Origin of the sequence: Roseobacter insulae, from assembly GCF_019375555.1 — a bacterium.
GTDB classification, from domain to species: Bacteria; Pseudomonadota; Alphaproteobacteria; order Rhodobacterales; family Rhodobacteraceae; genus Roseobacter; species Roseobacter insulae.
Genome location: NZ_JAHXDN010000001.1, coordinates 462,167 through 487,737 on the forward strand (window position 1 = coordinate 462,167; position 25,571 = coordinate 487,737).

A 25,571-nucleotide genomic window follows, 5' to 3' on the forward strand; every position below is an offset into this window, starting at 1 on the left:
TGGCTATTTGTTACATAATTTCGCGAAGACTGGAAATTTGGAAACATAATTGATGAATCAGGCAGAAGCGCAAAAGCGCGCAGAGAAATGCGCCGCCCTCATGATGGGAAAGGATGCAGCCAGCCAGGCTCTTGGCATGAAGATCGAAAAAATCTCTCCGGGGCGCGCCACCCTGACCATGATTGTTGGGCCGCAGATGCTGAACGGTCACGCGATCTGCCACGGAGGCTTCATTTTCACGCTGGCAGATTCCGCATTTGCCTTCGCGTGCAATACCTATAACCAACTCACAGTCGCCCAACAGAACCAGATCACATATCTGCAGCCCGGCCAGGAGGGCGACTGCCTTACCGCGGAGGCCGTCGAAACTGCTCGCAGCGGGCGCTCGGGCACTTATGATGTCCGCGTCACCAACGACGCAGGGGACATTATTGCACTGTTTCGCGGCTTGTCGCGCACGATCAGCGGACAGCACTACCCAGAAGATGGAGACCAGGCATGAAAGACCTGACACCGAAACGCAGCAGCCTCGACCCCATAGAAATTGCCAGTCGAGACGAAATCGGCAGTCTGCAAGTGACACGCCTGAAATGGTCACTGCGCCACGCTTACGAGAACGTTCCGTTTTATCGCGACAGCTTCGATGCGGCAGGTGTGCATCCCGACGATCTGCATACGTTGTCTGATCTCGCCAGATTTCCGTACACGGTAAAGAATGATCTGCGCGCCAACTATCCGTTTGGCATGTTTGCAGTGCCGCGGGAACAAATCGCCCGTATTCATGCGTCATCTGGCACAACGGGTCAGCCCACGGTGGTTGGATATACGCGCAATGATCTTGAAAACTGGGGGGCCGTGGTCGCCAGATCCTTGCGGGCGGCCGGGCTCAGACCGGGCGATCTGTTGCATAACGCCTATGGTTACGGCCTTTTCACCGGGGGTCTGGGCATTCACCTCGGGGCCGATGCGCTTGGCCTGACCACCGTGCCGATTTCAGGTGGTATGACGCCCCGCCAGGTGCGCCTGATCGAAGATTTCAAACCCACCGCCATCACCGTCACACCGTCATACGCCTTGTCGATCCTGGACGAATATGCGGCACAGGGTCTGGATCCGCGCGCGTCCTCGCTGGACGTTGGCATCTTTGGTGCGGAGCCCTGGACAAATGCGATGCGGATGGAGATCGAGCAGGCCTTCGACATGCATGCCGTGGATATTTACGGCCTTTCGGAGGTCATGGGTCCCGGGGTTGCCAATGAATGTGTGGAAAGCAAGGACGGGTTGCACATCTGGGAGGACCACTTCTTTCCGGAAATCATCAACCCCGAGACCGGCGCGGTGGTCGCGGATGGCGAGCAGGGCGAGCTGGTGTTCACGTCGCTGACCAAGGAAGCCTTCCCGATCATCAGGTACCGCACCCGGGACCTGACACGCCTTTTGCCGGGCACGGCGCGGTCCATGCGGCGCATGGAAAAAGTTACCGGGCGGTCGGACGACATGATCATTCTGCGCGGGGTCAACGTCTTCCCAACGCAGATCGAAGAGGCCCTGATGTCCACGACCGGACTGGCCCCGCACTTCCAGATCGAGCTGACCCGCCCCGACCGTATGGACCAGATGCGCATCCTGTGCGAAGCCGCTGACAACTCGATCGGTGCCTCGGACCGCGATGCGAGCGCCAAGGCTCTCTCTGTTGCGATCAAGCAATCCATCGGGATCAGCGTTTTCGTGGAGGTCGGGCGCGTGGGTGCTGTCGCGCGTTCCGAAGGCAAGGCTGTTCGCATTTTGGACAAGCGCCCTAAAAGTAAGTAGTGCTTCAAGAGGCTAACCACCCGGCTGTCGGACTGGCTGGATGCCTGCCACCGGCCCACGGAACTGCCCGCACCCGCACGCATTTTCGAAGCCTTCTGCGATTATTCCGGGTACGTCGATGGCCAGTCCCGGCATCTGGCAATCAACATCGACACCGCCATTCCGGTGCAATTTTTTATCCCTCAGAACAAAGTGAGGGACTGCTGCCGCGCGTATTTAAGCCGGCTGGATGGCTCTTTCAGCTATGTCGACAGTCACTTCAGCGCGATGTTTGGCAAGACATTCGAACCGATGCTGCGCGATCTGATCCACATTGGACTGCTCATTCTTGAGCTGCTTGGAGTCTCCGATACAAGAGGGCACGAGTTTTTCGTTCATTTACGCAGGTCGAAAAGCCCCGAACAGAGCGACGGGGAATATGACAGCATCCGCACGCGCCTGTTGCGCGACGTGCAAGCCGGATTGGGCCCAATGGCGTTCAAATCGGTACGATCGTTGCGGATTTTCCAGCTCCGAGACGTATCTTTGAAGACATTTTTCCGACCGAAATCAATTGCCCGCAGATTGCTGGGTGAAAAACCCATTCCGATCTCAGGGCCGGGGTCAGAAAGCGCAAAAGAGAACGCCGTAATATCCGGCCCTAGAGGCTGCACTACGTGGTGATTGATGGGCTGATCGTCGGTCGAATTTCGGTTGAGCATAAAATCGCTCAATAAATCTGCGCGGGTGATCTGCCAAACTCTTTCCTTCGTATCTTTTTAATCATGGCAATACCTGCTGCGCCTGAGCGCGTGGGGTTGTCCAATTTTGTTGGGAGAGAGGACAGATTATGAACAGACGTTTTGCATTGAAAGCGACCGTAGCTGCGGGCCTGCTGGCCGGGCTTACGGCTTGTGCGCCAGCCGATCAGGGCAGCGACATTGTCGACATCGCTGCTGCAAACGGCAATTTCACAACCCTGGTTGCGGCGGTGCAGGCCGCCGGGCTTGAAGATACATTGCGCAGCCCCGGTCCGTTTACGGTCTTTGCCCCGACGGACGCGGCGTTTGCAGCATTGCCTGCGGGCACCGTCGACTCTCTTCTGCTGCCGGAAAACAAGGACACTCTGGTGAGCATCCTGACCTACCACGTGGTGCCGGGTTCGGTGACGTCCGACCAGCTGCTTGACCAGAAACTGAGCGTCGCCACGGTTCAGGGTCAGAACGTCAATATCGACGCTACGGGCGGCAAGTACGGTGCAACAGTGCGCGTCAACGATGCCAATGTGACATCGGCCGACATTCTGGCGACAAACGGCGTGATCCACGTGATCGACAAGGTCTTGTTGCCCAAGTAACGACGCCATTCGCTTCAGGAAAACCCGCCGAGATCTCCCGGCGGGTTTTTACACTTCAGGCATAAGATCCATGGCAGAACCAGCCGGACAACATCGTGCCGCCATGGCCGTAAAAGAGCCATAACCGTTGACCGTCTGCCGTGTCCGTCACCCAGTAATCACGCACCCCGCTACGCCAGTCCGGATCATCCAGCCACCACTCCGGGGCAATGCGTTCCGGCCCGATGGCCCGCAGGCGGGTCAGGTCCTGCCCCCGCCAGCGAAACACCTGCGGCACTTGCGGCGTGTCCGGCGCGCCTACCGGTTCCGGCCGCCACATCAGCACCGGGCGCGGGGTTGCGGGTTTTGGCCAGTCATCTGAGTTCGGCGCTGACCATGCGGCAGCCAGAACGGTGCTGGTCTTTTCCGGAATATGGCTGGAGGCAGGATGCCTCCGGGTGATCGCTTCCAGCCCCACGCGCGCCCCAATCCGCCCGATCAGATCATCCAGCGCGGTATTTTGCGCCAGGCGTTTGTTCACCGCATGGCCTGCTTCCAGGTGACCCACGGCGCTGCGGGTGTATATGGGTTCTGACTGCACCACCTCCAGCCGCAGCATATCGATCCCGAAACCCGCGTCTATCTCGCCCAGCTTCAACGCCAGCAGGGGGCGCATACGATCCGGATCATGAGACGGGCGGGCAAGACCAACCTCGATGCTTTCGATACCATGGTCGCTGCGAAACGCTTGCAGCCGGACCCGTCGGGCACCGCGCCCCTTGCGTTCAAGCCCTGCGCAAAGCTGTGGCAGCAAACGGTCCAGCCCCGCGAGGATGTCATCCTCCAGCCCGATGGGATCCGGCAACGTCAGCCGAACCGCGAAATGATCGGCTGGCCTGGCAGGCGATACCGGTTCCGGTGCCGAGCCCATCGCCTGATCCAGCCGCATCACCAGGCCCCGTCCGAACCGACGCGCGAGACCCGCCCGGGGCTGACCCAGAAGATCACTGATCCGGCGCAGCCCCAGACGGGCCAGCTGTGCGGTCAGCTCTGCATCCAAACGCAGGGCGGCGATGGGTAGAGGACCAAGGGCGGAATACATCTGCCCGGGCGCCGCGATACGGTGGGCGCTCCCGTCCCGGCCAAGGGTAACCACGGGCGCCGCGCCGCCCCTGGTCCAGTGCCGCCGTTTACCGGCCCGCGACCGGGTTGCACGTGCTTCCTGATCAATGGCATCGCCAGACCTGTGCGAGCCTGCCACCTGCCCGGCAAACCGCGCCAGCGCCCAGGCTGCCCCGCGCGTATCCGCCAACCCCATGCGCACGGCAAGCCCCAGATCGTTGCAATCCTGCTGCACGATTTCAAGCAATGGCTCCTCACCGCCAAAAAGATGGGCGCAGCCTGTCAGGTCCACGACCAGACCGTCCTCCGCCTCTGGTGCGACCCAGGGGCTGAATTTGCCCGCCCAACGCTGAACAGAAGCCAGAAACCCCGCCTCGCCCTGTACACTGCGGGCACGTGTGATCAACCCTTCGCACATCGCATGGGCGTCGCGCACGGGTTGGTCCACCCGCAAGCCATATCCAAGTGCTACGCTGTTCAAAGAAGACAGCACCTGCATATTGTTTCGTTCCTGCACGACCCCCAAGGGAACACTGCCAAGCAAAGGGTTCCGGCGGATCAACCGGTCAGCCCCCAGATGCGGGAACCAAAGCGAAAGGATACGGCGGTCAGTCATAGGGCAGCAAGGACTGGCAGACTCAATTGTTCTCTTTTTGTTCTTAATGAGATAAAGCGCCGGGCAGCGGGAGTCGAGTCTTTCTAAGCGCCGTAACGGGCCATGAATGTTTTAACCGCGCCGGTGACGACACGTTCGATTTCAGCTTCTGTCACCGTTTTCGTGACCCCGAATATCAGCCGCGGCCAGACATCCGCCTTGCACAGCTCACCAAACTGATCCACCGCAAGAATGCGATCCTCGATACGCAATTCGCCACGCGCCTCAGCCTGCTCGAAATAAGCTGCCATCTCCGCCCGCATGACCGCCGGGCCGGAATTGTAGAACTTTTGCCCCAACTCGGGGAACCGGTCCGATTCCGCCACGCAGATCCTGAAAATCTGCTGACCGAATTTCGAGGTGATGAACCGCAGAAAATGCCGGCCCGTCTGCAGCAAGACTTCACCGGGTTCCGCCGCCATGTCGATGCTGTCCAATGCATCGCGGGACTGGCGCTGGCATTCTGTCGTCGCCACTTCCATGAACAGCAACCGCTTGTCTGGAAAATAGCTGTACAACGTGGCTTTTGACACATTCGCAACCCGTGCGATCTCGTCCACGCTGGCCCCTTCGAACCCATCAGACATGAACACCCGCCGCGCGCCCTCAAGCACCTGGTCGAACTTTCGACCCTTGCGGATCATTTCTGCTGTGGCCGTCATAGATCCTCCGATACACCTTCACACGATATAAACCGAACCGTTCAGTTCCAAGCAAATTCCAGCACGACCTTGCGCAAACCTGGTTGTTTGGCCAAAGACATTAAGTTAGAACCGTTCTAAAATTTGAGGATTGAGCAATGCGTTTTTCGTTTTCCCGCAAAAGGTTCCGCGATTTGAGCGAGCAGGAAATTCTTGCACTCGCCATTTCGTCGGAAGAGGATGATGCGCGTATTTATCGGGGCTACGCCGAGGCGCTGCGGGCGGAATTTCCCGATTCCGCCCTCGTTTTCGAAGGCATGGCGCGGGAAGAGGATGAGCACAGGAAGCGCCTGATCGATCTGCACAAGCAGCGCTTCGGTGATGTCATCCCATTGATCAGACGCGAACATGTGGCCGGATATTACAACCGTCGTCCGGTGTGGCTGATCGAAAATCTCGGGCTGGAACGCATCCGTGCCGAAGCCGGGGCGATGGAACGGGAAGCGGAGGCATTCTACACCGCGGCAGCGGCACGGACCACAGACGCCGCCACCCGCAAGTTGCTGGGTGACCTGGCGGCGGCTGAAGCGGGACATCAGGCGACCGCCGAGGACCTTGAGGCAAAACACCTCGATCCGGAAACACGACAGACCGAGGAAGAAGCCGCGCACAGGCAGTTCCTGCTGACATGGGTGCAACCCGGGTTGGCCGGTCTGATGGACGGGTCCGTATCAACGCTGGCCCCGATTTTCGCAACGGCATTTGCCACGCAGGACACGTGGACAACATTTCTTGTCGGGCTTGCAGCCTCGGTCGGCGCCGGTATCTCGATGGGTTTCACCGAGGCTGCCTCTGACGACGGGCAACTGTCGGGGCGCGGCTCGCCGATCAAACGGGGCGTCGCATCCGGCGTCATGACCACGCTGGGTGGGCTGGGTCACGCCCTGCCCTACCTGATCACAGACTTCTGGACGGCAACGGTTATCGCGATTGTCTTGGTCTTCATCGAACTCTGGGCCATTGCATGGATCCAAAACCGCTATATGGACACGCCATTCTGGCGCGCAACCCTGCAGGTGGTCCTGGGAGGGGCTCTGGTTTTCGCAGCGGGTGTCCTGATCGGATCAGGCTGACTTGCAGGCCTCCCCGCTTCCGACTAGCAACGCCTTATGATTGAAATCTTTCTCAAGACGGTCCCCTTCTTTGCGCTGATTGGCTTGGGATACTGGGCAGGCTACACCCGGTTTTTCACCGAAGAGGCGACCGCGTACCTTACCAAGTTCGTCTTCTACTTCGCCCTGACGGCCATGCTGTTTCGATTTTCCGCGAACCTGTCACTGGCCGATGTCTGGGACGCGAATCTGGTATCGGGCTACTTATTCGGCACAATGGCGGTCTATCTGATCGCAACCGTCGTGGCCTACATCCGAAAGCTGGATGTCGCGACAAGCGCGGTCGAAGCACAATGCGCAGCCATCGGGAATGTCGGATTTCTCGGCGTGCCGATGCTGACACTGCTGATGGGTGAGGCAGCGATCGGGCCCATCATGATGGCGCTCGCCGTTGACCTGATCGTATTTTCCAGCCTCATAGTTATCCTCATTACGGGGTCGCGCGACGGGCGCGTGAACCTTGGCATTCTGCGCACCGTGGGGCTTGGGTTGATCAGGAACCCGATGATCGTTGCAATCGTCGTCGGACTCGCATGGTCCTATTCGGAATGGCCAATCCCGGCACCGGCCAATGAATTTCTGAGCATTCTGGGAGGAGCAGCCACACCGGGTGCTCTCTTCGCCATCGGGGCATCGCTTGCCAGCAAATCCGCAGAAAGACTACAGATCGCAGGCTGGTTGACCTTTTGCAAGTTGGGCCTGCATCCGTTTTTCGTCGCCATTGGCGTGCTTTACCTGTTTCCCGCCGATCCCTATTTCGCGGCGGTGATCATCGCCGCCGCAGCGCTGCCCGTCGCGGGCAATGTCTATATCCTTGCACAACACTACGGCGTCGCACCACACCGTGTCTCGGCAGCTATTCTGGTGTCGACCATGGTCAGCATCATCACCGTCAGCGGGATCATTGCCTGGGTGTCACCTGTCTGATCACCGGGGCTTGCCGCAATCGTCTTGAAAAGGTAGCCAACAGGTAACGGACCAACAGGAGCCTGCTATGGAAACCCTCTCTGAAAATGCCTGCTTCGGCGGCACGCAGGGCGTCTACTCTCATGCGTCGCAAAGCTGCGCTTGCGATATGACGTTTGGCCTCTTTTTACCGCGCGAAGCTTCGGATGGCCCGGTCCCGGTGCTGTGGTACCTGTCGGGCCTGACCTGCACACATGAAAACGCGATGGTCAAAGCGGGCGCACAGGCCTGGGCGGCGGAGCATGGCATTGCACTGGTCTTCCCCGATACATCGCCGCGCGGCGATGACGTCGCCGATGACGAAGCCTATGACCTTGGCAAAGGTGCGGGCTTTTATGTCAACGCGACCCAGGACCCCTGGGCCCCGCATTATCAGATGTGGACATACATCACCGAGGAACTTCCCAAGGTCCTGGATCACGGGTTCGCGGTGGACCTGTCGCGGCAGGCCATCACCGGCCATTCGATGGGCGGGCATGGCGCGCTTACCATGGCGATGGCCCTGCCGGGACGTTTTAAATCCGTCTCTGCCTTTGCACCGATCTCGCACCCGACGGCCAGCGAGTGGGGGCGCAAGCAACTCACGGCCTATCTCGGCGCCGATGAAAGCAAATGGATCGGCCATGACGCGACGCTGCTGATGCAGGAAAACGGCTTCGACGGCCCTGTGCTGATCGACACCGGAACACAAGACCAGTTCATTGACCTGTTAAATCCTGAAGCTCTGGCGCAGGCCATTGCATCGCGTCGTCAACAGGCCACCCTGCGCATGCAACCGGGCTATGACCACAGCTATTTCTTCGTTTCCACCTTCATGGAAGAGCACATGGCCTTTCACGCGGATGCGCTTTACGCATGACGCGGCTTTTCATCGACGCCGACGCCTGCCCGGTCAAGGCCGAGGCGGAAAAGGTCGCCACGCGACACCGTGTGACGATGTATGTAGTGTCAAACGGTGGCCTGCGCCCTTCGCAAAACCCGCTGGTCGAAACCGTGATTGTCCCGGACGGGCCGGATGTGGCGGACATGTGGATCGCAGATCGATGCGGCAAGGGCGATGTCGTGGTCACCGGCGACATCCCACTTGCGGCGAAATGCGTCGAAGCGGGCGCGCTGGTGCTCAAACACAACGGCGAGCCACTGACGGCGGCCAATATCGGCAACGTTTTGGCGACCCGCGACCTGATGGCGGACCTGCGCGCAGCCGATCCGTTCCGGCAAGGTGGTGGCAAGGGCTTTACAAAAGCTGACCGCTCTCGTTTTCTGGACGCATTGGAACGTGTATTGCGGGCCGCAAAGGCACAGCATTGAAGCGAAATACTGACTGGGCAGATCATGCAACCAAAAGCGGTAATATTTGACATCGGCAATGTGCTGATCGAGTGGCAGCCAGAGCGTTTTTACGACGCCGTTATCGGCGAAGACCGCAGGCGCGCAATGTTTGACGAGGTTGATCTGCACGGCATGAACGAACTGGTCGACCGCGGTCATCCCTTTACCGAAACGATCTATGCACAGGCCGATGCAACACCCGAATGGCGAGATGAAATCCGCATGTGGCACGACCGGTGGATTGAAATGGCAACGCCAGTCATCGACCATTCCGTTCGGTTGATGAAAGCCCTGCAGGCCAAGAGTATCCCAGTTTTTTCATTGACGAATTTTGGTGTGGAAAGCTATGCATTTGCCGCGACCCACTATCCGTTTCTCAATGAATTTGACCGGGACTTTATCTCCGGCCACCTGCAGGTCACCAAGCCCGATCCGGATATCTATTCCCGTGTTGAAGGCACATCCGGTCTCGGCGGCACCGATCTGATTTTCGCCGATGATCGCGCGGAAAACATCGCTGCCGCAAGTGCGCGCGGGTGGCAGACCCATCTGTTCGAAGGCGCGCAGGGATGGGCGGACCGTCTGGTTGCCACGGACCTTTTGACGCCGGATGAAGCGCGGTGAGTGCGATCGTAATCTCTTTTGAAGCGGGTGAGGCATCTCTCGATTGGCTCGACCTGACCGACGCCCTTGCGGAAGGTCACCGGCGCCCAAAAGCGGAGATTGCCGACACATTCCTCTATCGCGACCCTGATACGCTGCTCAACCGTGCCGCGTGGATTGACGGGCTGGGCCTTGCCGTCAAATCTGCAACGGTCTTTCCCGGCAATACCACCCGGGGAGCGTCGTCGATCAACGGGGGCGTCATGCTCTTTTCCGATCATGACGGGACGCTACAGGCGATCATAGACTTCCACCTCGTGACCAAGTGGAAGACAGCCGGCGACAGCCTGCTCGCCGCACGCAGGCTTGCCCGCCCGGACAGCCGCAATATTCTGATCGTCGGGGCCGGGACCCAGGCGCGTGGCCTGCACGCCGCCTATGGCGCCGCCTTTCCTGACGCGCAGTTCACGGTCTGGAACCGCACCACGCAAAGGGCGGAGGAAATGGCCGCGGAGGTGCCCGGTCTCAAAGTGGCGCAGAACCTTGAAGCTGCCGTTCAGACAGCCGACATCATCACCAGCGCCACGATGTCCACCAACCCGGTGATCAGAGGCGACTGGCTGCATCCCGGTCAGCATCTCGACCTGATCGGGGCATACCGCCCCGATATGCGCGAAGTTGATGACACAGCGCTCCGGCGCGCGCGCATTTTCGTGGACAGTCTGGACACCACAATCGGGCACATCGGAGAGCTCAAAATTCCGATCGAAACCGGTGTGATCTCGGCAAACGACATTGTGGCCGACTATTACGCGCCAGAGCAGTTCGCCCGACGCTCCGACGATGAAATCACGCTTTTCAAAAACGGCGGCGGCGCTCATCTTGACCTGATGACCAGCCGCTACATTCTCGACCGGTGGGAAGCAGATCGATGATCTGGGTTTATCTGGTCATTGCAGCCATCGTGGCAACGCCGCTGATCATCGAGGCAACGCGAAAACGCATGACAGACGCCGCCCGAGCCAATGCGCCGGGCGATTTTGCCACGCTGTCGCAAGGGGTGACGCATTTTCAGTGGTACGGTCCGTCCGATGGGCCGGTGGCGGTCTGTGTACACGGCCTGACGACCCCCAGCTTCGTATGGAAGGGTGTAGCACAAGGGCTGGCGCGCATGGGATTTCGCGTCCTCGTCTATGATCTCTACGGGCGCGGATACTCTGACCGGGTGCGCGGTACACAAGACAGGGCCTTTTTTCAGAAACAGCTCAACGAACTGCTGGACGATCAGGGCGTCGAAGATGACATCACGATGATCGGTTATTCCATGGGCGGAGCGATTGCCACCATCTTCGCAGCCAGCCAGCCGGACCGAATACTGCAGCTCGTTCTGCTTGCCCCGGCGGGCATGAGCACTGTGACAAAAGGGGTGCTCGGGTTTGCGGCCCGCACGCCGGTCATCGGGACATGGCTGATGCTGGAGCTTTACCCCGCCATACTGCGCGCCGGGCTGAAAGTTGAAAAAGACCAACCCACGAGTGTTGAGGGCATTAACGCCCTGCAGGAGGCGGAACTGAACTGGCGTGGGTTTATCCCCGCGGTCCATGCAAGCATGCGCGGGATGTTGTCCGAGGATCTGCAACCGGACCACGCCACCGTGCAAGAGGCGGGCATCCCCGTTCTGGCGATCTGGGGGCGCGACGATGCGGTCATACCGATTGCCGCTGCCGCGCGGCTGGCAGAGTGGAACCCCGATGCGCAGCAGGCGGTGATCGAAGATGCCGGTCACGGGCTGCCCTATTCCCATACGCCGGACGTGCTGGAACACATCAATGCCTTCACCCATCAATCCGGTTAAGCTGTCTGCAAACCTTCCAGACGCCGTTCGCGGATCGGCAGGTGTATGATCGCGCTGAATGCACCCACGCCCACGCCGATCCACCAGACCAGCGTGTAATCTCCGTAGACGTCATACATCCGCCCCCCGAGCCAGACACCGAGGAAGCTGCCCAGCTGATGGCTTAGAAAGACGATGCCATAAAGCGTGCCCATGTATCTCAGCCCGTAGATATGCGCCACGAGACCGGACGTCAGCGGGATCGTCGCAAGCCACAGCATCCCCATGCTGATGGAAAACAAGATGACGCTGGTCGGTGTTATGGGGAAGATAATGAACAGCGCTGCAATCACCGTGCGCCCCAGATAGATGCCCGCCAGCAGGTATTTCTTGGAGTAGTGCTTACCTGCCCAGCCGGCCAGCAGCGTACCGGCAATATTCGCGATCCCGATCAGCGAAATGGCAACCGCTCCGAGGGCCGACGTTGTGCTGATCCCTATGCTGTCCAACGTGCCACCCGGCATGATTGGCCCGCAAAGCTCTGTCACGAAGGCAGGGAAATGCGCGGTGACAAAGGCGATCTGGTATCCGCAGGAGAAAAAACCGAGGTAGATGAAGGTGTAGGACGGATCGCGGAACGCCTTGATCAGAATTTGCCCGAGACTCTCTTCCAGCTCCGTCTTGGTCGCCATGGCCGGCGCGCGCATCATCGGCAGCGTGAGCAGCACAAGAATAATCGCTGCGGCAAAAAACACGAAGGTCATTTGCCATGTCATGAACCCCAGCATCCATTCCGCCGTGGGCGGGCCGAAAATCTGGCCACCGCTGCCCGCAGCGGAGACGATTGCAAGCGACATGGACCTGTTTTCATCGGAGGCTGCCCGCGCGACCACCGCCAGAATGACACCAAAGCCTGTCCCGGCGATCCCGAAACCTACCAGCCAGGAATAGAGCTGGTGTTCCATGGGCGTGGTCGACTGCGCAGTCAGCAGAAGACCAAGCGCATAGACAAGCGCCCCCAGAACAATCGATTTCTTGTCGCCGATCTTTTCCGCCAGGGCGCCGAAAATGGGCTGGCCAATGCCCCAGGCGAGGTTTTGGATCGCAATCGCAAGCGAAAATTCGACGCGCAGCCAGCCAAACTCTTCCGCGATCGGAATCTGGAAGACGCCGAAGGTCGAGCGAATGGCGAAGCTGACAATGATGATCACGCAGCCGACGATAAGCACCGGCGTGAAAAGGGGGGTGCGGGTTTGCATGTGGAAGCCTCCGTTAGGGCAATACTATCGCCGACACCGCACCGGTCAAATCAGCGTTTCTGATCCAGCCATCACAGAAACTGCTGAATGGATGGCCTTTTCTCTGCCACATGCGCGCGCTATTGCAGAAGAATGAAATCCTTGGGCGCAATATACGAAAACCTGATCGCAGATGGCGCGTTACAACCGGATGACGCGCAACTGGCGGTGATGCCTGAATTTGAACGCATCCGCGACGGCCTGAACGTGCCGGTCAGGAAAGGGTTGTTTCGCAAGGCGCCCGAGCCCCCCAAGGGCCTTTACCTCTGGGGCGGGGTCGGGCGTGGAAAATCCATGCTGATGGATATGTTCGTGGAACACCTGGGCGACATACCGGCCCGCCGCGTGCACTTTCACGCCTTCATGCAAGAGATACACGCGGCCATGCACGGGGTGCGCAAGACCGGTGTGGAGGATGCCATCGCCCCGGTTGCGGCGGATGTGGCGGCCTCTGTCAGATTACTAGCCTTCGACGAAATGCAGATCACCGACATCACGGATGCGATGATCGTCGGCAGGCTGTTTGAGGCGCTCTTCGCAGATGGCGTTGTCGTTGTAACAACCTCCAACCGGGTGCCCGACGCCCTGTACAAGGATGGGCTGAACCGCGACCTGTTTCTGCCCTTCATCGACCTGATCAAAGAGCGGATGAATGTCGTGGAACTGATCAGCCCCACCGATTACCGGCAGGACAGGCTGGGAGGGCAGCCGGTTTATTTTACGCCTGTCAACGCCGATGCCCGCGCCGAAATGGATCGTGTGTGGCAGGATCTGACGGGCGGGCGCGGCGAAAAGCTGATCCTGAAGGTCAAGGGCCGCGAGGTTGAAATACCTAGGTTCAGAAACGGTGTCGCCCGGGCCGGATTTCATGATCTCTGCGGCAAGCCTCTGGGACCTGCGGATTTTCTCGCGCTGGCCGACGCGGTCAGGGTCCTGATGCTTGACAACATCCCCACCCTGTCGCGCAACAATTTCAACGAGGCCAAACGGTTCGTGACGCTGGTTGACGCCCTGTACGAGGCCAAGGTCAGGCTGATTTGTTCCGCCGCAGCGAAACCTGAGATGCTATACCTCGAAGGTGAAGGCACATTTGAGTTTGAACGCACCGCATCGCGACTGCGCGAGATGCAATCGGACGGCTGGGGCTTCTAGCCTTTTGCTTCGGCCAGAACGACCGCCAACAACCTTGGCGTGTCGATTTCTCCGAATGGGGTTGTCAGCGCAATCGGGGCCGCGAACTCACCCCGTGACAGGGCCGCGTTCAGGGCCGCATCGATGTAGGCATCGCTCTGCCCTTCCGCCAGCGTCTGAACCAGCACCCTGTGCAAGGCGTCACCCGGCACGGTTGTATGGTTGAACCGGGCAAGCGCCCGTGCGGTGAGATGGCCCAGGTCGTGGTTCTTCGCGCTTCGGTCGGTCAGCCGGATGGGTTGGCGCAACTGATGGCTGACCGGGTCACCCGGCGGCACCGGAAGGGCATCCAACAGCCCGGTCGTGGCCCGCGTCACCTCCTCGGGCTGGCCCGCCGCGGCAGAGACATATTCCGCACTCCCAGCAGGTTCGGACCGCCAGAACAGGATGGCCGGAGCCGTCACAGCCCCAAGCAGCAGTACTGTCGCAAGCAGCCACCAGATTGCAAGTGACGGCGCGTGCGGCCGTGTGACCATACGGCTCAAATCAAGTTCGGGAGAAGGCTCCCGATCTCGCACATTCATTCAGCTATCCCCCATATGCAGGCCAACCCCACCCAAGAGGTCAGCAACTGCACGTCGTACTCCGCCGCAACATATAGGGGTGCGCTTGCCCGCACGTCAACATTGTGCAGGCACTACTAAATCTGGGGTTGTGGAAAACTTCGCAAATCAGCCGTTTTCGCGCAAAATTGCGCCCGCAAGGTAGAGCGATCCGCAAATCAGGACCCGGGCAGCGGGATCTTTGGACACGATTTGTGCCAGCGCCTCCGGCACGCTGTCCGCGGTGTCTGCATCAAAGCCTGCAGCCCTTGCTTCTTCGGCCGTGGCCGTGGCGGGAAGGGTATTGGTTTCACCGGGTATGGACACGGCGATCAAACCCTGCGCCACGCGCGCCAAAGGACGCAGATATCCCCCGATATCCTTGGTCTTTAGCATGCCGCAGATCAGATAGGTGGGCCGATCAGGCAGGGTAGTCAGATGGGCGGCCAGCGCTTCGCCCGCCGCCGGGTTGTGCCCGCCGTCCAGCCAAAGCTCTATCCCCGGCGCATTCTCCACAAGAGGGCCGGTCGCGAGCTTTTGCATGCGTGCGGGCCACTGTGCGCCGGTCACCCCTGCCTCGCAGGCGGCGTTATCCAGTCCAAAGTGCCTCAGAACCGCCAGTGCCGCACCGGCGTTCATCACCTGATGCGCCCCGGGCAGATTGGGCTTCGGCAAATCCAGCAGCCCGGTTTCATCCTGATAGACGATACCGTCGCGTTCGGGGCCAACATGCCAGTGCTGACCATAGGCGATCAGGGGAGCGCCAACGCGCGCGGCAACCTTCTCGATGACATCAAGACCCTCTTCCTCCTGAGGAGCCACGACGCAGGGTACATTGCGCTTGAGGATGCCGGCCTTCTCGAAAGCGATCTGGCCCAGTGTATCACCCAGAAACTGTTGATGATCTACCGAAACAGGCGTGATGACGGTCATTTTCGGATGTGCGATCACATTGGTTGCATCCAGCCGCCCGCCCAGGCCGACCTCCAGCAAGGTGTAATCCGCCCTCGCGCGCGCAAAGGCAAGAAAAGCCGCGCAGGTGGTGATCTCGAAATACGTGATGGTCTTGCCCTTGTTGGCGGCATAGCACTCGTCCAGCACCGCGGTGAGGTCGGGTTCAGAGATCAGCGATCCGGCGACGCGAATGCGTTCGTGAAACCGCGCCAGATGCGGGCTGGTGTAGGCATGGACACGATGCCCGGCCGCTTCCAGACCCGCCCGGATCATCGCCTGTGTCGATCCTTTGCCGTTGGTCCCCGCGATATGGATAACCGGGGGCAGATCGTCCTGCGGGTTCCCGAGGGCATCGAGCAACCGCCACATACGATCCAACGTCAGATCGATGATCTTGGGGTGCAGGGCCATCATCCGCTCAAGGATGATGTCCGATGATCTGGCGGTCATTTCTTGGCCGTCTCCGGCGTTGCCCGATCTTCCTCGTCAGACAGCGCGTGAGGCAGGTCCGCACCCGGTTCGGGTGGTGGCAAATCCCCCCTGACGGCAGGTGGTAATCCGAGCAGCATACGGGTGATGGAAATCAGTTCATCGCGCATTTCGCCGCGCGGCGTGACCCGGTCCAGCATACCGTGATCCAGCAGGTACTCCGCCCGCTGGAATCCTTCGGGTAGTTTTTCGCGGATCGTCTGTTCGATCACCCGCGGCCCGGCAAAGCAGATCAGAGCATTGGGTTCCGCAATATGAACATCGCCCAACATCGCATAACTGGCGGTGACGCCCCCAGTTGTCGGGTGGGTCAGAACCACGATGTATGGCAACCCGGCCTCTTTCAGCATTTCCACCGCAACCGTTGTGCGCGGCATCTGCATCAGACTCAGAATCCCCTCCTGCATACGCGCCCCACCTGCCGCCGAAAACAGGATAAGCGGGCGCTTCAGCTTTACCGCCTCCTGAGCCGCCGCAATGATGGCATTGCCGACATACATGCCCATCGACCCGGCCATGAAGGAGAAATCCTGCGCCGCCGCGACAATCGGTGTGCGGCCGATCTCCCCGCTGGCGACCAGCATCGCTTCGGCCTCATTGGTCTGCTTCTGCGCTGCCTTCAGGCGGTCCGGATAGCGTTTCTGATCGCGGAAGTTCAGCGGGTCAGGCTTTGGTGCATCGACCTTCACTTCGGTGAAAATGCCACCATCGAACAACGCGAGAAACCGGTCTCTCGGTGTGATGTGCATGTGGTGATTGCAATTGGTGCAGACATTCAGGTTGTCGGACACCTCACGGTGGAACAGCATCGTTCCGCATTCCGGGCATTTGGTCCACAGGTTGTCCGGTGTTTCGCGGCGCGAAAAGATCGAGTTGATCCGTGGCCGGACGTAGTTGGTGATCCAGTTCATGGTTGTTCCTTTGGCGTCCCTTCGCTCTTAAATAGTCAGGTCGCGGGGAAAGTGCAATCAGCGCCGGATCGCCAGACGCGCGCCCAGCCAGCTGACGATCATGAAGCCGAAATCCACCGGCAGCCACGCCCGGACGGCCTCGGTATCCTGCAAATTGAAGGGGCTGAGGTAGAGCGCCAGACCCGAGAGGTCATCGGGCAGGGAGACAATCAGTATGGCGGTGACGTTGTTGACCAAATGCACCGCGATCGCGGGCGCAAGCGTGCCGGCGCGCGCTGTCAGATCCGCCATCAGCAGGCCGAACACAACCGCCCAGAGCGCGATTGCCGTGGCATTGGAGCCGGCCGCGTCAGGCAAGTAGTGCCCGAACCCGAACAAGACCGCAGGCATCACCATCCAGACAAGAGGGGATTTGAAGCGGGCCGCCAGTTGCTGCTGGATATAACCGCGAAACAGCACTTCTTCGGCACTGACCTGCACAAAGACCGCAAGGAGCGATACGGGCAACAGAAGCACCCACAAACCCAGCTTCATATTGGGCACCAGAGGCGCGCCCATATCCCACGGTGGCAGAAGCCAGATCGCGCCGTTAATCAGCACCAAGAGGATCAGCACCGCCTGTAACTGCTGCACAAAAAGCCGTCTGTCACCCAGGACCGCGGGTAATCCACGGTGATGCACCACCCTGAGTGCAACCGCCACGCCCAGCGTCATGAAGCCAAAGCTCAGGAGCATCAGGTACATCGCAAATGGCGTTGAGCCTTCGGTCAGGGTCTGCGCGAACGCTACCGCGTCCTTGCCCTGCCATGTATAAAGCGTCCGGAACATCGTCTGGTTGCAGATCAGATAGACCCCGGACGCGATGGTCAGCCCCATGATCAGGCGCCAAACCTGCGCCGATTGGCGCGCCGGGCTTACAAGGCTTTCATGCGCGATGTAGTCATTACGCCTGAACATGACATACATTCCTCAGGCGTCTTCCGTCGCGGTATCGTCGTCATTCTGCGGCACGTCAAGCCGCGCCTCACGCAGCAGTTCCGCCGCGCCGGTCAGATGCCCGGCAACGGTGCGCAACAAGCTCATCAATACTGTCGGGTCCGTTTCGATCACCGACCTGAACTCATCGGCGCCGATGCGCAGGAACTTGGTGTCCTCCCGCGCGATCAGGTCCAACTGCCTTGGCTCGTCCAGAATAATCGCCAGATCACCAATGAGACGACCGGGGCCAACTGCCGTCACGTCATGCCAGGTTTCATCGTCATCGCGGTACCCCATCATCGCGTTCCCGGAGAGGCACAGGTAGGCGGCATCCGCGCGTTCACCCATCGCGAAAATGCGTTTGCCCTTTTTCGCCGTGTACCACTGCGCAGAGAATGCAAGAAGACGCTGGTTGCGCGAGTCCAGATCGGAGAACAGGTCGGTACGGGAAATGACGCGAATTTTGCGCCGAAGATCGTCCGAGCCGCTGTCCTCGGTGTCTTGCAAATCCGCCTGCTCCACACCGTCGATGCGGCCATTGCGAATTTCCACGAAAAGGTCGTATGCGGTGGGGTTCTTGAATTTGTCTTCCAGAAAGATCATCGTGGTGTTTGGCAACAAATCCTGCAATTTCGCCCGGGTGCGGACCCGGCTTTCTGAATCATGGCTGGCAAGCACGGTGTCAAGGATCAGCACGTCGGGGCGCTTGATGCCCGCGCGACTGAACGCGGCGCGTTCCTGAAACGCACTGGCCAGATTGGACCCGCCAAGGCCGGTCTTGATATCCAGAATGGTTTCGGCAACCTGCCTTTTGAGTCCATGTTCTTCCAGAACTTCGGCCACGAGATCTTCCACCAACTCGCCCTGCACACCGGCTATCGCGGAAATCTTGCCGTAGAGGGCGTTCTCCATCAGCGTCAGCCGCGGCAAATAGTTTTCCGGGGCCACCGGCACGAAAAGGCCGCTCATCCGTTCGCGCATTTCATCGCTCTTGGATTTCCGGATCTGCAGGATCTCTTCCTTGAAGCTGTCCGGAAAACCCGGTCCGATCTGTTCGGCGGTGAATGCAAAAGGCACAGTCAGAAGCAGGGCGAATTCTTCCTCGGTCAAGGCCTGATCGCCTTTTTCCTGGCGCCGTGTGGCGATATCCACCAACCGCTCATACAGCTCGTCCTCGATGCCCAACGCGGTGAACAGCGGATGGCTCGTGCCGTCCATGCCAAAGGTCTGGTGCAGCGTTTCGATCAGGGTCTGAGAAATCGCGATCCCCTGTTCCGCTAACCCCAATTCGCTGATCAAGGCGAGGAAATCCTGCTCTGCCGCGAGGCCACGCTGCGAGATATCGCGTTTTGGAGAGGCAAACATCAGGTTGCCGCCCAGCGGTATCGACGGGTTGAATTCATCCGGATGAAACCGGTTCACGACACCGTCTAGGCCCCGCTCCACCAGCTTGTCGTAGATTTCGTCGCGCATCTCGACGATGTTCGCCGCCAGCTGTGCGTGGCGCTCGAAGTCCATCCGCGACTTCAGCGTCAAGCGGAACATCATTTCATCAATGCCCATCGCTTCGACCAGCTGGAACCACCACCCGCGAATTTCCTCTGTCGAGTTCAGACCGGCAAGGCCCGGGTCCACCCAATCGGCCATAATACTGTCCGGGCTGTTCCCGGATCTCTGCGCCTCGATGCTTTGTTTGTCTTTTTGATTAGGGTCCCAAAGGACGGTCTTGGGGCTGGACTTCAGCGGCATCAGCAGGTTGTCACCCAAGGTGCCATCAAAGAGATAGGGTCTGGAATGCGCGTAACCTATGCGGGCGGCAATAACCGCCTGATGCATGTCGGCAAGGTCGCGTCCGGCAATGGTAACGCTGCCCCTCGTCGGCATGACTTCGCGGGTCAGCACCTCGGCGAAGGCAGTGCGTTCGATCTGACTTGTCGCCTGAATAGCCACGCGCGCGCCCGCCGGAATCTCAAGGTCGATGTTTTCAAGCACGGCGTTGCCGTCGGAATTGCGCACCGTGACATTCCTGATGGAAATGGCGCCATCAAGACGGGGAATTTCCTCGGGTTCCCCCTCAAAGAGCTTTTCGTCGATCATGTCCTTGGGCGCAAAGCGTTCGACAACGATCTCCCACCGCAAAGACATGTCCTGAACCTGGTTGTAATAGGTCAAAAGCTCCTTCCAGGGAGAACTGAGGTCCTTGTAGGCAGCCAGTGCCGCCACCAGCGCGCCGACGGTGATGTCGCCGCGAATGGCCAGATAACCCCCGGCCGAGTAAAAGAAAAACGGCGTCAGTTGCGTGATGAAGTTGTTGAGAAACTTCATGAAGAACTTTTTCTGGTAGATCTGGAAGCGAATGTTGAAGAGCCGTCCCAACCTGTCGGTGAACACCGCCAGCCGGTACCGAAGACCACCGTTGGTGCGCAGATCGCCAATGCCCGCCGCGGTCTCGCCGATTTCGGAGGAGAACTGACGGACTTCGACAATACGCTTTTTGTTCAGCTGGTTGATCTGACGCTGCAGGATCGGGATGACATAGGCCTGAAGCGGGATCAGCGCCACGCCCGCAAGGCCAAACCAGATGCTCTGCGCAAAGAGAAACGCCACGATGATCAGCATCTGACCGGCCTGGAAGACAGGCTGCGCGACAGCATCACCCATCAAACCGCCCATCGGCTCCGCCTCGGAGGTGACCATGGACACCAGTTCGCCCTGGCTGGTGTTGCGGAAATACACGCGCGGGAAGCGCATCATCCGATTGATCAGCTTGTATCTGAACCGTCGCAACAGGCGCTCTGCCAACACTCCCTTCATCGTGTTCAGCCGCATTTTCAGCAGGCCATGCACCAGGACCGACCCGAGGTACAGAAAACACAGCGCCATGAGGAACTGCGTTTGCGTCATCACCATACCGAAGACATCGATGGTGGTGTTCTGCGCCCCGATTGCGTCGTTGATGATGCGCTTGGGCAGTTCCAGCGTCGCGTAAAGAAAGGGGAAGGTGAACAGCGTGAAAAACAGCAAAAAGAGCTGTTCCCGTTTGGAGAACTTCCAAATGAAGGCGAAGAGAGAAGATTCCATTAAGCGGCTTTCGGTGTTGGACGGACCACGAACCACAGTGGCGCCTGATGCACGGAAAAAAGGTGCCCGGTAAACTTAGGGTCGCAGAATTATCAATACAAGCGCACAAATGATCTGGCGATGTGCACATCTGAACGCTTGTGCCTTGCAGGCTGAAGGGGGACTGGCTATTCGGTATCGGACCAATTTTGAGGGGGATTGCCCGTGACCAGCCAGCGTTTTGACAAATCCAAACTGCCCAGCCGCCACGTGACCGAAGGGCCGGCACGTGCGCCGCACCGATCCTATTACTACGCGATGGGCATGACCGACGCGGAAATTCACCAGCCTCTGGTCGGCGTGGCGACCTGCTGGAATGAGGCCGCGCCATGTAACATTGCGCTGAATCGGCAGGCTCAGGCCGTGAAGATGGGTGTGAAACGCGAACAGGGGACACCGCGCGAGTTCACCACCATCACCGTCACGGACGGCATCGCGATGGGCCATGAAGGGATGCGGTCTTCGCTGGCTTCGCGCGAGGCGATTGCGGATACGGTTGAGCTGACAATGCGCGGCCATTGCTATGACGCGATTGTGGGTCTGGCTGGCTGTGACAAGAGCCTGCCGGGCATGATGATGGCGATGATCCGTCTGAACGTGCCGTCTGTTTTCCTTTACGGCGGGTCGATCCTGCCGGGCCGTGCGCCCACCGGAGCCGCCGTTCCCGAAGATTTTGCCAATCGCGATCTGACCGTACAGGATATGTTCGAAGCCGTCGGTCGCCAGCAGAGCGGCAGCCTGTCCGAGGCCGAGCTTGAAATTCTTGAACGCGTTGCCTGCCCCTCCGCCGGTGCCTGCGGTGGTCAGTTCACGGCCAACACCATGGCCTGCGTGTCGGAAGCCATTGGGTTGGCGCTGCCAAATTCCGCCGGGGCGCCCGCGCCCTATGAAAGCCGGGATGCCTACGCCGAAGCCTCGGGTGCCGCGGTCATGAACCTGATCGAGAAGAACATCCGGGCCCGCGATATCGTCACCCGCAAATCGCTGGAAAACGCGGCACGCATCGTTGCCTGTACCGGGGGCTCGACCAACGCCGGTCTGCACCTGCCCGCGATGGCCCATGAAGCCGGCATCGACTTCTTCCTTGAAGACGTATGCGAGATTTTCCGTGACACACCCTATTTCGTCGACCTGAAGCCGGGTGGCGCCTACGTCGCCAAGGATCTCTACGAAGCGGGTGGCGTGCCGGTGGTGATGAAAGAGCTGCGCAAAGCCGGTCTGATCCACGAAGACTGTATCACCGCAACCGGCTATTCGATTGGCGAGGAAATCGACAAGGTCAGCCTGGAAGCGGACGGCCGCGTGATCTACCCGGTTGAAACCCCCCTCAGCAAGACCGGCGGTGTTGTTGGCCTCAAGGGCAATCTCGCGCCGGAAGGTGCCATCGTCAAAATCGCCGGAATGGAGCCACAGCACCAGTTGTTCACCGGACCTGCACGGGTTTTTGAATGCGAGCAGGACGCCTTTGAGGCGGTTCAGAACCGCACCTACAAGGAAGGCGATGTCTTCGTGATCCGCAATGAAGGGCCTGCCGGTGGCCCGGGCATGCGCGAAATGCTGGCCACAACCGCCGCCCTCTCCGGCCAGGGCATGGGCAAGAAGGTCGCGCTGATCACGGATGGTCGTTTCTCCGGCGCGACCCGTGGTTTCTGCGTCGGGCACGTGGGCCCGGAAGCCGCGCACGGCGGCCCAATCGCCTTGCTGAAAGACGGCGACGTAATCACGCTCAATGCCATTGAAGGCACGATTTCAGTTGACGTATCCGACGCGGAAATGGCTGCGCGCAAGGCCGACTGGAAGGGCCCGCGCCCAACCATATACGGCGCGGGTGCCTTGTGGAAATACGCCAAACTAGTAGGTCCGACCTACCTGGGCGCCGTGACACATCCCGGAGGCAAGGACGAAGGCCACGAATACATGGCGCTCTGAGCCGCGCCGTCCTTGCGCGCCCGGTGGCGCGCAGGGACAACCGCCTTGCCAAGGAAAGCAACAATTTCCAAAAAATCGGCCGATTGTCCCAAATTCATGGTTTATCAGACCGCAACCCTTTCGTTACATAAGCTAGCGGAACGGCAACAAGGGCAAAGACCAGCATATGGGAAAAGGCGGCGACACCCTTTGGGATGCGGCGATGTACAGGCGCGCCCTGCAACGCTGGGCATTGTCCGCACGGGAAGCGGGCACCGCCAAGCTGAGCGTTCTGCGCAAGCAACGCACCCGCGCCCGGCTGCTGCGGGCGCATCTCGACCGGCTGATTCACACCGCTGACGAACGGCTTGCCCTGCCCATCATCGGCTCCAGCAGCTTCCCCAAACCGCATAATGCGGACTGGGCATGGCGTCCGGAGTTATGGCGCGGTCCGCTCGCGACACCCGGTATTTCCTCGGTTCAGAACAAGTCGATGCTGGGCGATGAGGTCACCCTTTTTCATGACTGCGGCCGCTCTGAACTGACGCTCAGGCAGGTGCGCAATACACGGCAGGAAGATCTGGCGCCCTACGGGTTGCGCGTGGATGTGTTCCGTTTTGACGGCTCATTCCTGTCGCTGGTGGTCGATCTGCCGGAGGACGCGGTCAAGGGCCTGAAACGCACGCATATCCTGCGGGTCAGCAGCATTGTAGAAATGGAAAAACCAATCGAGATCTTCGTCAGGCTGAACGTGCGGCACGGCCCGAATACCGAGCAGATTGTGCGTGAGCTGTCCGTCACGGACAAAGAGGTCAGTATCGAGTTTGATCTGGCCTATTCCAACCTGAACGAGAAGCGCATCGAGAAGGTCTGGATTGATTTCATTTTCGAAGGGCCGGAGATGAACATGGTGACACTGCGCGACCTCACTTTTTCGCGTCGCGCCCGCGCGCAACTCTAGGGAGCCGGAAAGATGAACCAGCTGGTCGTCACGAAATCCAAAATGCAAAGCGGTGTCTGGCAGGGACTGGTCACAGGGTCGGGAGATGTTGCGCCCGCCCTGAGCGTGACCCATTTGGAACAGCCTGTGGATGATGTCACCCTGACAGCCGCCAAGGAAGCGGGCGGCTGGCTGTTACAAATTCCCGTCCCTGCTGAGGCGATCACCGATGGCGTCCAGACGATCCTGATCTCCGACACAGCAACCGGCGACCGTCTGGGCAGCTTCACGCTGATTGCAGGCGAAGCCCTGGGGGACGATTTACGTGCCGAGGTCGATCTTCTGCGCGCCGAGCTGGATATGTTGAAACGGGCATTTCGCCGCCACTGCGTCGAGACGATGTAACCCGCAGAGAGGTTGCCCGCAGAATGATCTTCCCAAGATCAATCCACTTTCTGTGTTTGCGACGGCGGGATGCGACAAAGAAGCCTCCGTGCAGGATTACCTGATCCGGCAAGACAACAGGCTCATCTCTGATGCCGGTCACAGCGTCCACCAAATCCGATTGTTGACCGCCGCGGACGGGAAGGTATGCGGCCATCCGCCAGGGCTAGCTCTGTCCCACCTTGAGGTTTTCATTTTTCTGATCCGCCTCGGGAGAGTTTAGCGTCGACCACGTCTCGTCACGCGGCGGTGACGGGGGGGTCTCGCAGGCTCTGCGGTGGATGTTCACCTTGGCGATGAAATGGGCGGAGATGGGCGCCGTGACAAACAGAAACGCCATGATCAGAAGTTCGTGGATGGAGGTAGAGCCCAGGGAATTCGAATAGACCATCGACCCAAGTAGCAGCATGCCAATGCCCACCGTGCCCACCTTGGTCGGGGCATGCACCCGGGTCATCGGGTCGTTGAACTTCAGCAATCCAACGGCGCCCACGAAGACGAACCCCGATCCGATCAATAGAAAAAGTGCCGCGGCATAGGTGCCGAAATCCTGATCTGTCATTCGATGATATCCCCCCGCAGGATAAAGCGCGCCAAAGCGACGGTGGAAACAAACCCCAGCATGGCGATCAGCAACGACACCTCGAAATAAATCTGCACCCCCTGGCTGATACCAAGCACAACCACCAGACCCAATGCATTGATGACCATGGTGTCGAGTGCGAGTATCCGGTCGCCTGACGTGGGTCCCAGCACCAGCCGGACCATTGACAGGATCTGCCCCAGCACAAGCGTCACGAAGGCAATTGCAATCGCAATGTTCATTATATCCGCGGCTTCTGTCATGAAAAAATCTCCAACAGTCGGCGCTCGTATCGCGTCTTTATGTCTTCTCTCACCGCATCGGCATCACTGGTGTGCAACACGTGCACAAGCAGGCTGTGCCCTTCGTTCGACAGGTCCGCAGAGACCGTGCCGGGCGTCAGCGTGATCGTCCCGGCCAGCACCGTGATGGCCTCGGGTTGCCGCAGTTCCAGCGGTACCACGATCCACGCCGGTTTCAGCTTGGCATTCGGAACCGTCAGCACGATCCATGCCACCTGCACATTGGCAACGAGGATGTCCCAGATAACGACAAAGCTGTAGCTGATCATTTTTCCCAGCCGGAACCCTTGCGGCGTATCGGGCCACCAGATCGACGTCATCAACGGAATAATCACTCCCAGGATGATACCAAAGACGACCATCCCCGAGGATACCTCGTTTTGCAGCAGCGTCCAGACGACGGCCAGAATGAGCGTCAGCAGCGGGTGTGGCAACAGCCAGCGGTATACGCGCATCATG

The 25,571-nt window shown here is 59.5% G+C and carries 26 protein-coding genes; 14 read left to right on the top strand and 12 right to left on the bottom strand.

Annotated elements, in window-relative coordinates; translation table 11 throughout:
• Positions 1-103 precede the first annotated feature (103 nt).
• The gene (gene paaI / locus KX928_RS02305; RefSeq protein ID WP_373274786.1) at positions 104-502 is read left to right on the top strand and encodes a hydroxyphenylacetyl-CoA thioesterase PaaI; all 399 of its coding nucleotides are present in this window, start codon (positions 104-106) and stop codon (positions 500-502) included.
• Positions 499-1,812, top strand: a complete 1,314-nt coding sequence (paaK, locus tag KX928_RS02310) for a phenylacetate--CoA ligase PaaK (RefSeq protein ID WP_219498386.1) — start codon at positions 499-501, stop codon at positions 1,810-1,812. The genes paaI and paaK overlap by 4 nt, the downstream gene beginning before the upstream one ends.
• Positions 1,813-2,186: 374 nt before the next feature.
• Here the strand turns inward: paaK and KX928_RS02315 are convergent, their stop codons facing one another.
• Positions 2,187-2,525, bottom strand: a complete 339-nt coding sequence (locus KX928_RS02315; protein WP_219498389.1) for a hypothetical protein — start codon at positions 2,523-2,525, stop codon at positions 2,187-2,189.
• Positions 2,526-2,641: 116 nt separating this feature from the next.
• Between KX928_RS02315 and KX928_RS02320 the strand changes: the two genes are divergently transcribed.
• The gene (locus tag KX928_RS02320) at positions 2,642-3,148 is read left to right on the top strand and encodes a fasciclin domain-containing protein (protein WP_219498390.1); all 507 of its coding nucleotides are present in this window, start codon (positions 2,642-2,644) and stop codon (positions 3,146-3,148) included.
• Positions 3,149-3,203: 55 nt separating this feature from the next.
• On the opposite strand, the gene KX928_RS02325 is transcribed toward KX928_RS02320, so the two are convergent.
• Together KX928_RS02325 and KX928_RS02330 are read right to left on the bottom strand one after the other, a co-directional pair.
• Positions 3,204-4,865, bottom strand: a complete 1,662-nt coding sequence (locus KX928_RS02325; protein ID WP_219498392.1) for a Y-family DNA polymerase — start codon at positions 4,863-4,865, stop codon at positions 3,204-3,206.
• An 83-nt stretch (positions 4,866-4,948) separates the two neighbouring features.
• Entirely contained in the window at positions 4,949-5,566 is a 618-nt protein-coding gene (locus KX928_RS02330; protein WP_219498394.1) for a TetR/AcrR family transcriptional regulator, read from the bottom strand.
• Between the two features lie 137 nt (positions 5,567-5,703).
• On the opposite strand from KX928_RS02330, the gene mbfA reads away from it, so the two are divergent.
• The 7 genes from mbfA to KX928_RS02365 all read left to right on the top strand — a co-directional run bounded on the left by mbfA (position 5,704) and on the right by KX928_RS02365 (position 11,473).
• On the top strand, positions 5,704-6,678 hold the full coding sequence (gene mbfA / locus KX928_RS02335; RefSeq protein ID WP_219498396.1) for an iron exporter MbfA: 975 nt from the start codon (positions 5,704-5,706) through the stop codon (positions 6,676-6,678).
• Positions 6,679-6,714: 36 nt separating this feature from the next.
• Positions 6,715-7,644: an AEC family transporter gene (locus KX928_RS02340; RefSeq protein ID WP_219498398.1), complete on the top strand. Its 930-nt coding sequence runs from the start codon at positions 6,715-6,717 to the stop codon at positions 7,642-7,644.
• A 67-nt stretch (positions 7,645-7,711) separates the two neighbouring features.
• Positions 7,712-8,542 (top strand): S-formylglutathione hydrolase, encoded by an 831-nt coding sequence (gene fghA / locus KX928_RS02345; protein WP_219498400.1) that lies wholly within the window; start codon positions 7,712-7,714, stop codon positions 8,540-8,542.
• A complete protein-coding gene (locus KX928_RS02350; RefSeq protein WP_219498402.1) occupies positions 8,539-8,994 on the top strand; it encodes a YaiI/YqxD family protein in 456 nt (151 codons plus the stop codon). The genes fghA and KX928_RS02350 overlap by 4 nt, the downstream gene beginning before the upstream one ends.
• A gap of 24 nt (positions 8,995-9,018) precedes the next feature.
• On the top strand, positions 9,019-9,639 hold the full coding sequence (locus tag KX928_RS02355; protein ID WP_219498404.1) for an HAD-IA family hydrolase: 621 nt from the start codon (positions 9,019-9,021) through the stop codon (positions 9,637-9,639).
• Complete coding sequence (locus tag KX928_RS02360; protein ID WP_219498406.1) at positions 9,636-10,553, top strand: ornithine cyclodeaminase family protein; 918 nt, start codon at positions 9,636-9,638, stop codon at positions 10,551-10,553. The genes KX928_RS02355 and KX928_RS02360 overlap by 4 nt, the downstream gene beginning before the upstream one ends.
• Positions 10,550-11,473: an alpha/beta fold hydrolase gene (locus KX928_RS02365; RefSeq protein WP_219498408.1), complete on the top strand. Its 924-nt coding sequence runs from the start codon at positions 10,550-10,552 to the stop codon at positions 11,471-11,473. Before KX928_RS02360 ends, KX928_RS02365 begins: the two co-directional genes overlap by 4 nt.
• Here KX928_RS02365 and KX928_RS02370 read toward each other — a convergent pair.
• Positions 11,470-12,711, bottom strand: coding sequence for an MFS transporter (locus tag KX928_RS02370; RefSeq protein WP_219498410.1), 1,242 nt, complete (start codon positions 12,709-12,711; stop codon positions 11,470-11,472). The genes KX928_RS02365 and KX928_RS02370 overlap by 4 nt on opposite strands.
• Positions 12,712-12,843: 132 nt before the next feature.
• Between KX928_RS02370 and zapE the strand changes: the two genes are divergently transcribed.
• The gene (gene zapE, locus KX928_RS02375) at positions 12,844-13,902 is read left to right on the top strand and encodes a cell division protein ZapE (protein ID WP_219498412.1); all 1,059 of its coding nucleotides are present in this window, start codon (positions 12,844-12,846) and stop codon (positions 13,900-13,902) included.
• Here zapE and KX928_RS02380 read toward each other — a convergent pair.
• From KX928_RS02380 to KX928_RS02400, 5 genes are all read right to left on the bottom strand, one after another.
• Positions 13,899-14,465: a hypothetical protein gene (locus tag KX928_RS02380; RefSeq protein WP_219498414.1), complete on the bottom strand. Its 567-nt coding sequence runs from the start codon at positions 14,463-14,465 to the stop codon at positions 13,899-13,901. The genes zapE and KX928_RS02380 overlap by 4 nt on opposite strands.
• 147 nt (positions 14,466-14,612) lie before the next feature.
• Positions 14,613-15,887: a bifunctional folylpolyglutamate synthase/dihydrofolate synthase gene (locus tag KX928_RS02385; protein WP_219498416.1), complete on the bottom strand. Its 1,275-nt coding sequence runs from the start codon at positions 15,885-15,887 to the stop codon at positions 14,613-14,615.
• A complete protein-coding gene (accD, locus tag KX928_RS02390; protein WP_219498418.1) occupies positions 15,884-16,837 on the bottom strand; it encodes an acetyl-CoA carboxylase, carboxyltransferase subunit beta in 954 nt (317 codons plus the stop codon). Before accD ends, KX928_RS02385 begins: the two co-directional genes overlap by 4 nt.
• Before the next feature lie 57 nt (positions 16,838-16,894).
• The gene (locus tag KX928_RS02395) at positions 16,895-17,794 is read right to left on the bottom strand and encodes a CPBP family intramembrane glutamic endopeptidase (protein WP_219498420.1); all 900 of its coding nucleotides are present in this window, start codon (positions 17,792-17,794) and stop codon (positions 16,895-16,897) included.
• 12 nt (positions 17,795-17,806) lie between these two features.
• Positions 17,807-20,896 carry an ABC transporter transmembrane domain-containing protein gene (locus tag KX928_RS02400; protein WP_219498422.1) on the bottom strand — a complete coding sequence of 1,030 codons (3,090 nt, stop codon included), beginning with the start codon at positions 20,894-20,896 and terminating at the stop codon, positions 17,807-17,809.
• 204 nt (positions 20,897-21,100) lie between these two features.
• Here KX928_RS02400 and ilvD point away from each other — a divergent pair, with 204 nt between their 5' ends.
• The 3 genes from ilvD to KX928_RS02415 all read left to right on the top strand — a co-directional run bounded on the left by ilvD (position 21,101) and on the right by KX928_RS02415 (position 24,188).
• On the top strand, positions 21,101-22,864 hold the full coding sequence (ilvD, locus tag KX928_RS02405) for a dihydroxy-acid dehydratase (protein WP_219498424.1): 1,764 nt from the start codon (positions 21,101-21,103) through the stop codon (positions 22,862-22,864).
• A gap of 166 nt (positions 22,865-23,030) precedes the next feature.
• Entirely contained in the window at positions 23,031-23,804 is a 774-nt protein-coding gene (locus tag KX928_RS02410; RefSeq protein ID WP_219498426.1) for a DUF6478 family protein, read from the top strand.
• Between the two features lie 12 nt (positions 23,805-23,816).
• Positions 23,817-24,188 carry a hypothetical protein gene (locus KX928_RS02415; protein ID WP_219498429.1) on the top strand — a complete coding sequence of 124 codons (372 nt, stop codon included), beginning with the start codon at positions 23,817-23,819 and terminating at the stop codon, positions 24,186-24,188.
• Positions 24,189-24,393: 205 nt separating this feature from the next.
• Here KX928_RS02415 and KX928_RS02420 read toward each other — a convergent pair whose 3' ends face one another.
• The 3 genes from KX928_RS02420 to KX928_RS02430 are packed head-to-tail and all read right to left on the bottom strand — an operon-like array spanning position 24,394 to position 25,570.
• Positions 24,394-24,789, bottom strand: coding sequence for a Na+/H+ antiporter subunit G (locus KX928_RS02420; protein ID WP_219498431.1), 396 nt, complete (start codon positions 24,787-24,789; stop codon positions 24,394-24,396).
• Positions 24,786-25,073 (bottom strand): K+/H+ antiporter subunit F, encoded by a 288-nt coding sequence (locus KX928_RS02425; RefSeq protein ID WP_219498433.1) that lies wholly within the window; start codon positions 25,071-25,073, stop codon positions 24,786-24,788. The genes KX928_RS02420 and KX928_RS02425 overlap by 4 nt, the downstream gene beginning before the upstream one ends.
• Positions 25,070-25,570 carry a Na+/H+ antiporter subunit E gene (locus KX928_RS02430; RefSeq protein ID WP_219498435.1) on the bottom strand — a complete coding sequence of 167 codons (501 nt, stop codon included), beginning with the start codon at positions 25,568-25,570 and terminating at the stop codon, positions 25,070-25,072. The genes KX928_RS02425 and KX928_RS02430 overlap by 4 nt, the downstream gene beginning before the upstream one ends.
• Position 25,571: the final 1 nt, after the last annotated feature.

Bases quoted from the DNA above. Each gene is read 5' to 3' on its own strand.
- KX928_RS02430 (WP_219498435.1), bottom strand. From the start codon at position 25,570: ATGATGCGCGTATACCGCTGGCTGTTGCCACACCCGCTGCTGACGCTC.
- KX928_RS02415 (WP_219498429.1), top strand. From the start codon at position 23,817: ATGAACCAGCTGGTCGTCACGAAATCCAAAATGCAAAGCGGTGTCTGG.
- mbfA (WP_219498396.1), top strand. From the start codon at position 5,704: ATGCGTTTTTCGTTTTCCCGCAAAAGGTTCCGCGATTTGAGCGAGCAG.
- KX928_RS02340 (WP_219498398.1), top strand. From the start codon at position 6,715: ATGATTGAAATCTTTCTCAAGACGGTCCCCTTCTTTGCGCTGATTGGC.
- KX928_RS02380 (WP_219498414.1), bottom strand. From the start codon at position 14,465: ATGAATGTGCGAGATCGGGAGCCTTCTCCCGAACTTGATTTGAGCCGT.
- KX928_RS02330 (WP_219498394.1), bottom strand. From the start codon at position 5,566: ATGACGGCCACAGCAGAAATGATCCGCAAGGGTCGAAAGTTCGACCAG.
- paaI (WP_373274786.1), top strand. From the start codon at position 104: ATGGGAAAGGATGCAGCCAGCCAGGCTCTTGGCATGAAGATCGAAAAA.
- KX928_RS02420 (WP_219498431.1), bottom strand. From the start codon at position 24,789: ATGACAGATCAGGATTTCGGCACCTATGCCGCGGCACTTTTTCTATTG.
- KX928_RS02350 (WP_219498402.1), top strand. From the start codon at position 8,539: ATGACGCGGCTTTTCATCGACGCCGACGCCTGCCCGGTCAAGGCCGAG.
- KX928_RS02355 (WP_219498404.1), top strand. From the start codon at position 9,019: ATGCAACCAAAAGCGGTAATATTTGACATCGGCAATGTGCTGATCGAG.
- KX928_RS02370 (WP_219498410.1), bottom strand. From the start codon at position 12,711: ATGCAAACCCGCACCCCCCTTTTCACGCCGGTGCTTATCGTCGGCTGC.
- KX928_RS02395 (WP_219498420.1), bottom strand. From the start codon at position 17,794: ATGTTCAGGCGTAATGACTACATCGCGCATGAAAGCCTTGTAAGCCCG.
- KX928_RS02400 (WP_219498422.1), bottom strand. From the start codon at position 20,896: ATGGAATCTTCTCTCTTCGCCTTCATTTGGAAGTTCTCCAAACGGGAA.
- KX928_RS02425 (WP_219498433.1), bottom strand. From the start codon at position 25,073: ATGACAGAAGCCGCGGATATAATGAACATTGCGATTGCAATTGCCTTC.
- KX928_RS02410 (WP_219498426.1), top strand. From the start codon at position 23,031: ATGGGAAAAGGCGGCGACACCCTTTGGGATGCGGCGATGTACAGGCGC.
- KX928_RS02325 (WP_219498392.1), bottom strand. From the start codon at position 4,865: ATGACTGACCGCCGTATCCTTTCGCTTTGGTTCCCGCATCTGGGGGCT.
- KX928_RS02365 (WP_219498408.1), top strand. From the start codon at position 10,550: ATGATCTGGGTTTATCTGGTCATTGCAGCCATCGTGGCAACGCCGCTG.
- fghA (WP_219498400.1), top strand. From the start codon at position 7,712: ATGGAAACCCTCTCTGAAAATGCCTGCTTCGGCGGCACGCAGGGCGTC.
- accD (WP_219498418.1), bottom strand. From the start codon at position 16,837: ATGAACTGGATCACCAACTACGTCCGGCCACGGATCAACTCGATCTTT.
- paaK (WP_219498386.1), top strand. From the start codon at position 499: ATGAAAGACCTGACACCGAAACGCAGCAGCCTCGACCCCATAGAAATT.
- zapE (WP_219498412.1), top strand. From the start codon at position 12,844: ATGAAATCCTTGGGCGCAATATACGAAAACCTGATCGCAGATGGCGCG.
- KX928_RS02320 (WP_219498390.1), top strand. From the start codon at position 2,642: ATGAACAGACGTTTTGCATTGAAAGCGACCGTAGCTGCGGGCCTGCTG.
- KX928_RS02385 (WP_219498416.1), bottom strand. From the start codon at position 15,887: ATGACCGCCAGATCATCGGACATCATCCTTGAGCGGATGATGGCCCTG.